Here is a 7,244-nt window from a genome sequence, read left to right on the forward strand (position 1 = left end):
ACTCCATCTTTATCCGGCTCGCTCCAAATAGCAAAGTATGAATGGACCGTGCGCCACTTCGGAAATTCGCTTGGCAACATGCGCCACTGGCAACCGCTCTTGAGTAAATACAACACCGCACAAAATACTTCGTGCAAATCGATTCGACGTGGACTGGTCTTCTTGCGCGCACTTTCCAGCAGTGGGCGGATCTGCTCGAACTGTTCGCGACTGATATCACTTGGATAACTTGTTCTCATCCTGCAAATATCGCACTTTTTCTGTCAAACGAAAAGACTTTGAACAGGTTCTAAGAACAGTTATCACCATCATTGTTACTGGAAATTATTTCCCCAAAAACAACATACAAAGAAAAAAGATACAAAATCAGAAATTTGTCTACCCGACTAAACTAGACAAATCCTTCCTTTACTAAAGTTAGATTAGATTCACTTGGCATGAGGCCCATTAAAGGTGTTGGGTACATAAATTTATTGAATTATCTCCGCACTTCAACCTTATAAAAATAGTTTTCCACCATTAGTCGCATACGATCAGATTGAGTGGCATCTGAGATAGAACTTTTAAGTAACACATAATGCCTACAATTTAAGTCTTTGCTTTGCTTAAATATCGATTGAACGCTTTTTTGAAATGATGCATAAGACATTGGACTGTCAGATATCATTTCACTAACATTTGGTATCATTTTTGCATCATTGGCTCGTACATCAGGCCATCCAGGTTTAACTTCAACTGTGTCGGATTTTAGGTCTAAAGCAAACAGAGTTTGAACTTTCCCAGTTGACTCATCTGCCCAGCAAGGAGGAAAGTCGCGCCCCCCTCTCGCATTCAGCCTATTTGTAAGAAATATCACTTGTCCTTTAAGGTCTGTATTTTCTTTTTTTACTTGATCCACTGCTACCCCAGAATATTCTAAGGCATCATACTGTTTTGCCTTCTCTACTAATTCTTGCAAAGTTTTTGTTTCATCACCAACTGAAATATCTCGATTCATTTGGGCTTTGACTTGATGTCTGAGCTCTGATGAGAGCACTAAAGCAGATTCTATTGCTTCTTTAACATTTGAAGATTCTAACTTGGTTGCCTTGGATAAATGATCACGCAATTCAGTAAGAGCACTTAACTCTACATTCAAATTTTCGACCTGTTTTTTTAGAGCATCGCGCTCTGATTCAATTTTCTTATTATCTAGCAGAGTTAAAATAAACTTATCCACATCGGCACTGCCTACATTCACAATTTGCTCCTCAATCACTGCCTTAATTTCATTTAATGCGATTTCTGCCTCTTGGATGGATATAAGTTGTGCAAGCTTCTCTTCTGCTATTTTTTTGTCATTGAACTCTCTATTAGCGATAAACCCAAGAAGAAGTAAAAGAATAAACGTAACTGTGAAAGCAATTTCTGTTAGAGATAGCTGAAAAACTTGATCATTTCTTTTGGCCATAAACTTTTTAATCCAATTGGTGCGAATTCATGCATTTAATAGAGGCATTTGGCTAAATAACAGTGGCTCAACCAAAATTAAGGGATGCTTTTCCTATTCCCTGCCTAGATTTCTCATCATCAGCGATTATTCTCAAACCAGCTGAGATTTTTTTTATAAAAATAAAACATAAAATTACGCAGTAATTTCATTAATCTTTATCATTGAGTCTAGCCGTTAATTTGCTTTTCAAAAGTTTTGTCGAAGCTTCTAGAGTGAGGGCAGTACAGCAGTAGATATGGTGTATAAAGAGCCCCCTCTAATATCATTAGAAATTCATTATAGTGAATTACCCAAGGAGTTTTTCCTATGTGTCAGGATACCTTTGCTTCAGTTGAAACAATGCTGTCAACTCTCGATGCCAAGAAATTGGAAGAATGGGTCGAAGCATTTATGGCTGAAGTTATCTGAATGAGGGTTTGATCAATTTTCTTCAGCAAGTCACTTAATTCAGTGTAAATTGATACTTGCCCCTGGGCTACCTCAAGAATCGATTTCTGTTGATTTGCTAAGGTGACTACTTTATCCAGGGAGGTTTCAGTCGAGATAGCTTTGGTTCTAATAGTCTTTAATGTGGAGCTCAGAATTTTCCCTGCTTCATCGACTTCACTTGCAGATTTTGCCACTCCTAGAGATATAGCGTTTACACTATTATTAAGTTGTGCCAGCGGATTAGCTAAACTCTTTGCAAAATAATCATCTGGGAAAGTTGTTGTACTTAGACGAGAAGAAACAGCCTGTGTAAAGTCATCTATCCTAGATTGTATGTTGTTCAGATTCCATGCCATGCCATTAGAATATTTATCTACTGATTCTGATAACCTTACGCTAGAAGTTTTAATTTCAGAAAGCGCGTCGGTTAATGTTTTCCGATTCTGTTCAGTTAAGTCTGAAAAGAAGGAGATGAGTTTATCTGCATGATTTTTAGAAAGCGCTTCAATCTGCAAATTTGCACGCTCGACCGAGGCCTTGATGGCTTTATCCGCTTCACTCTGAAAATCGCACATTTTTTCAAATGCGATAACTAATTGTTCACGGAATTTGTTTGAGGCCTCAATTACTGCTACTTCCGCATCTTCGATAGCATCAGAAGCATCTCGCTTAAAACTTACCAGATATACACGAACAATTAGCCCAAATACGGTACTTACCATAGCAGCACCAAAACGGATCGAAATATTATTAATTTCTGTGCCGATATTTGGTAAATCAAATAGGCAGACGATTATGGAAGTAATAGTAAAGATAAATCCGAGGTAATAGCAGGAATCAGCAAATTTATCATCAGGCACATCGTTATTCCTGTATTTAATTCCAATAGCTATATAGGCTGCCATTATCAACAATGGAATAGTAAATCCCAGCACCCAAGGATCATCTTGAAGAAACCCAGCTAACGAGAATCCAATCTTGAGAATAATCGTGATGAGAAATAGTTTTTGTATTTGAATGGAAAAATTACCTTGCATCATTACCCCCCAAGTGGGCGAATTGCAACTACGCGCGCCCCTGAATTATTGAAAAATTGCTCCCAAAACAAAGCATGTTTACGGGTCTGTAAAGAAGGAGTATTCATTAAATAGTAGAGTTCTACGCTGACATTACTCAATTCAAGTTGTGATTTCTTACCATAAGGTGATACAGCAAAATCTTCGAAATCAAATTTACTTTTATACATGTTGAATTGAGACGTGTTGTGCAACATATCAGACATGATGATGAGTTTTTTTTCACCTTTAACAGCATGCTTTTGGAATCCATTAATAGAAACCAACTGAATCATTTCAAAGATTGGAGATTCTTTAGCATGCTTTGCTGACACAAGCTCTTCAGATTTCTGGAGCAGTGGTGTTAGAAATTTCTCTTGATATTGCTTCTGTAATATCGAAACTGTTGTCGTCCAATGACTTTTCTCTTTGCCATCTCCTGGATTACATAGCTCCACCAGAGGTTTAGCATTATTCTGGAAATTTTCACCTAATGAAAAAACAGAAAACAGATAACCTTCAGGGAGTTTATGCCTGACTATACTTTCCAGCTCTACTTGAAAAGCTTCTTTCTGAATAAAACTAAGCGGATCGGTTTTGTCAACTAATAAAATATAGTGTCCTAGAGGTCCTTCTGATGGACATAGAGTTTCAGAATTGAGATCGTCCTTTGCGGTGACGAGAAAATATGCAGCTAAACCAACAATGAAAAGAGCCATTAGAAGAGCTGCAGAGCCCCATAACATATGGCTCCTTCTTTGTTTCTTTTCACGAATACTAATTCTTGCCATCAAGAGCTCCTTCAATAGAGAAATGAGTATCAAGTGGCTTTAGTCGATCAAATTGTGAATTGAATGAAGCTTGAATATTAGCTCTCAATGTTTGTGATTTAGATAGGAGATCATCTATCAAGACTTTTATGGAGACCGCAAGTCCTTGATCCGCTGAGATTTCAAAATTGGGAAACTTTACTGGCTTAAGATCTGGTTTTATATTATTGAAGTAAGCAGGCCTCTGATTCTCGCCTCGATGAACATCATTGTGGCTACGAAATAATTGCAGCAAAGCATTAAGAGAATTATCTGCGTCGTGAAAGGCGTTTTGAAGCCTTGATACAGTCGATATCTTGTCTTGAATTAAGCCTTCATATGTTGCAAGAGCGGCTTGAAGTCGTCTAATTTCATCATCTAAATACTCGAGTTTCTTTTCCTTCAAATTATTAAGCTCTGAGCGGAGATTACCTAGCTCTTCTTCATACTCTTCCAACCCCGAAATAGCATTTCTTGTGACTTTTCCGTAGCCGGGATAGATATCGTCTATAAAAAATCCATCAAGTGTTGCAGCGATTCCAAAAAACAAAGTCAAGGAGAAGAGCAGCCATGAAAATACATCTCGAAGTGTAAAAGGAGCTATTTGTAATGCTTGCAAGGCAACAATCGCTGGATCAGTTACTCCCATGCTGAGGCTATCTCTAAAATGTGCGATCGTAAGAGCCATAGCCATCAATAAACTTGCTGCAATCAAAATAAATATTAATCCTAAGATTTTTAAGCCTAAATGTTTGTGAACAACCCATTTGACAAGAAATTTACCAAAACAAAAGGCCAAGCAGACATTCATAGTTGCAAGAATCACTGCATAGGCAAATCCCCCAATCAATCCTGTCGAGATTCCCTGTGAAAAAAAACCAGCATTAAACAACCCTTCAAGAACCACCATCAGGATTAGTAAAGAGTAGAGAAAAAACTTCCTGCTTGAAGAAGGATAATCTGCTTCCCTATCTAGGTTGTTACTCTTTTTGAATGAAATCAAAGCAGCTTTATACTCCTTTGCTCTGTCGGCCAGATCTCTTAGAAGATTTTCTCGTTCAGTTATGATGGCACTAGCCTCTCTTTCAAATTCCTGATCAACTTGCAATGTTCGATTTACTTCATCAGTAAATTTAAACTTTGCCATGTCATTGTTAAGAATATTTAATCTCAACATTGCCCAATCAACATAATCTTGGCGAGCTTTCTCGACACGCTGTAAAATCAGGGATTCTGGGCCACTAAGTGTTTGAGCATTCGCAGATGGAAGACCCAACTGGCCGAGTGTTTTTGCCTGTTCTTCTAAATCAAGCTCTTTCGAAAGTTTAAGCACATCGAGTGGATATAAATCGGGATGGCCTTTCTGTGGTTTTTTATTGGAGGAAGTGCTGAACCATTTCCAAAATGATCTCATTAAGCCCATATTATTAGTTTTTTCCTTCTGTCATTTCTTTGCATTCCAGCAAGATTAACTATCACTCAACTGGTTTAGTTTATTCTATTGAACTATTTCATATATATAACATTGGCATGTCACATTAAGCATCAGGTAATATGTGGTTACAATTATTGAATAGCGAAAGTGATGCATTGTTTCTGCTATTTATCTGAAAGAATCGTCTCTCAAAGCGCTCTAGGGTCTTTTAATTCTAACTATTCAGCTTATTCTGCATTGATTTTAATAAGTACATATCTTTAATAAGCAGCATAAATTTGATATAAATCCTTTATCACTAATGACATTTGTTAATTATTGTTTTGTACCTGATAAAAGGTTAATGTCCCTTATAAGAACATGACAAAGGAATTGAGGTATTTTGTTAAATATGAAATTCAACAATCATAGGAAGCATGCTCTGTTACAAACGTCTTTCTTGTAGAAGTGCTTGTATAAAGGCAGAAGCTTGAGAAATAAGAATGCGACCTTGTTCAACCTGCTCGATCAACCTGAATGCTTTATCTGGAGAAATTGCATCTTTATCAATTAATTCCCTCATGGAAAGAATGAAGCGAGTTCTCTCTGCATCGTCAATATTCCCCGATCTTTCTTTAGCTTCCATATTCCTGGTGTCTTCTCTGTATTTCTGCAAAAGCTCCAATTTGCGTCCTTCAGATAATCCACCACCATGAATCATCCTTGAAACCCCATAAGCCATTGCTCCTCCAGCCGCAGCACAACCAATAATCCAGCCAACAGGCGTTGCTGCCACTACCGATACACCAAACCAACTTGCAGCTGTGGAAAGTCCAAGAATCGATGTTGCTCCAGCTGACATTGCTAATGTTCCTGCAGCAGCAGCTCCTAATACAGTGCCGGTTATCGTAATGCCTGTATCGCCTAAGATACGTACCTTGTCATTTGGATTTTTTTCCAATTCATCTATCATTCTAATGAGCTGCTTTTTCGTAACTTTTGGCATTGCGGACATTTCAAATGCCTCTTAAAGATTGACCATTGAATACTGTATTGAAAATATCAATGAGTAGTTTGAAAAATTCTTTTGCTATCTCAATTAAATCTTGAGTTATAGAAATTAGGCTCATATCAGTGTTGACAGACGCCCCTTTGTCAAGCTTGTCGCGCCGATGTCCCGCTATTGCACCAATAGTTATACCCAGTGCTGTTGCAATAGGTGCCAAGTAGGTCCCTAAGAATGGAATCATGCTGACTAGCACTCCGATCGCTGCTCCTACAGCAATGCCAATAGCAAGACTGGGATGTGCCTTAACAAATTCGATAATTTTGATGAGGATGATTTTTCCAATGCTGATAGTGCAATTAGCAATTTCCACTGTAGTTTCGACAAAACTTTTTAATCGAATAGCTACTTCGCTTGGTAGCCCGCAATCGCGCAACCAAAGATAAAAATCACTACTTGCAATGGAATTTGCTTCGGCATCCCATAAAACCAAATCTAGACTTGCTTGTGCTGCCGTTAAATTTTGCATGCCCATAGAATCTTTCCTTATGAATATCAATACTGGCAAAAACTAAAACTGAACTTAAAGCAACAGATTGTCAGAAGTTGCTTCATTGTCGTATTTCTTTGAGCGTATGGATATCGTACTTAAGTCGTAGGAATCTTAGTCTTGAAGAAGCAGCATCAATATTCAGCTCGGTGCAAACTGGCCCTAAGACCGGCCTAGAAGCACTACTTTTTCTGAACATTGCCTCCCCGAGATCTAATGACGGCGAGCACAGGCGGGAAAAACTGGCAGGAACGGCCCGGAATTACCCAGAGCGAGTGCCGAGAATACCGGATGGGGGTAGTCATCCCCTCCCCAAATCGGCCCCACGTCGGACAACTATGCGTGCGAGAGGGGCCGGGTGACACCCGCACCCCACCCCGGTGATGTTGCTACACTAAACCGGACACATTCCTTAAAATAACTGAAAGAAGGAATGTATTTAAATGACCCAAGAAAAACCCAAAGTCTATACAGCTGAATTTAGGGAGT

Annotated in this window: 8 protein-coding genes; 1 reads left to right on the forward strand and 7 read right to left on the reverse strand. The window is 38.6% G+C overall.

All coding sequences use genetic code 11. From position 1 onward, the window contains the following. The 7 genes from BLW34_RS14275 to BLW34_RS14305 all read right to left on the reverse strand — a co-directional run. A partial coding sequence (locus tag BLW34_RS14275; protein WP_143037955.1) for a transposase occupies positions 1–239 on the reverse strand: 239 nt, incomplete at its 3' end. 239 nt (positions 240–478) lie between these two features. Then, positions 479–1,450 (reverse strand): hypothetical protein, encoded by a 972-nt coding sequence (locus BLW34_RS14280; RefSeq protein ID WP_090580975.1) that lies wholly within the window; start codon positions 1,448–1,450, stop codon positions 479–481. A gap of 353 nt (positions 1,451–1,803) precedes the next feature. Further along, positions 1,804–2,961: a YhgE/Pip domain-containing protein gene (locus tag BLW34_RS14285; protein ID WP_143037958.1), complete on the reverse strand. Its 1,158-nt coding sequence runs from the start codon at positions 2,959–2,961 to the stop codon at positions 1,804–1,806. Then, positions 2,961–3,767, reverse strand: a complete 807-nt coding sequence (locus BLW34_RS14290) for a hypothetical protein (protein ID WP_090580982.1) — start codon at positions 3,765–3,767, stop codon at positions 2,961–2,963. Before BLW34_RS14290 ends, BLW34_RS14285 begins: the two co-directional genes overlap by 1 nt. Beyond that, positions 3,754–5,208: a hypothetical protein gene (locus BLW34_RS14295; RefSeq protein WP_090580985.1), complete on the reverse strand. Its 1,455-nt coding sequence runs from the start codon at positions 5,206–5,208 to the stop codon at positions 3,754–3,756. Before BLW34_RS14295 ends, BLW34_RS14290 begins: the two co-directional genes overlap by 14 nt. Before the next feature lie 436 nt (positions 5,209–5,644). Continuing rightward, positions 5,645–6,214, reverse strand: coding sequence for a hypothetical protein (locus tag BLW34_RS14300; protein WP_090580988.1), 570 nt, complete (start codon positions 6,212–6,214; stop codon positions 5,645–5,647). A gap of 1 nt (position 6,215) precedes the next feature. Continuing rightward, complete coding sequence (locus BLW34_RS14305) at positions 6,216–6,740, reverse strand: DUF2273 domain-containing protein (RefSeq protein ID WP_090580991.1); 525 nt, start codon at positions 6,738–6,740, stop codon at positions 6,216–6,218. A gap of 231 nt (positions 6,741–6,971) precedes the next feature. Here BLW34_RS14305 and BLW34_RS16260 point away from each other — a divergent pair, with 231 nt between their 5' ends. Then, positions 6,972–7,139 (forward strand): hypothetical protein, encoded by a 168-nt coding sequence (locus BLW34_RS16260; RefSeq protein ID WP_177166058.1) that lies wholly within the window; start codon positions 6,972–6,974, stop codon positions 7,137–7,139. The last annotated feature ends 105 nt before the right edge of the window (positions 7,140–7,244 follow it).

This window comes from Nitrosomonas sp. Nm58 (assembly GCF_900107335.1).
Classification (GTDB): Bacteria; Pseudomonadota; Gammaproteobacteria; order Burkholderiales; family Nitrosomonadaceae; genus Nitrosomonas.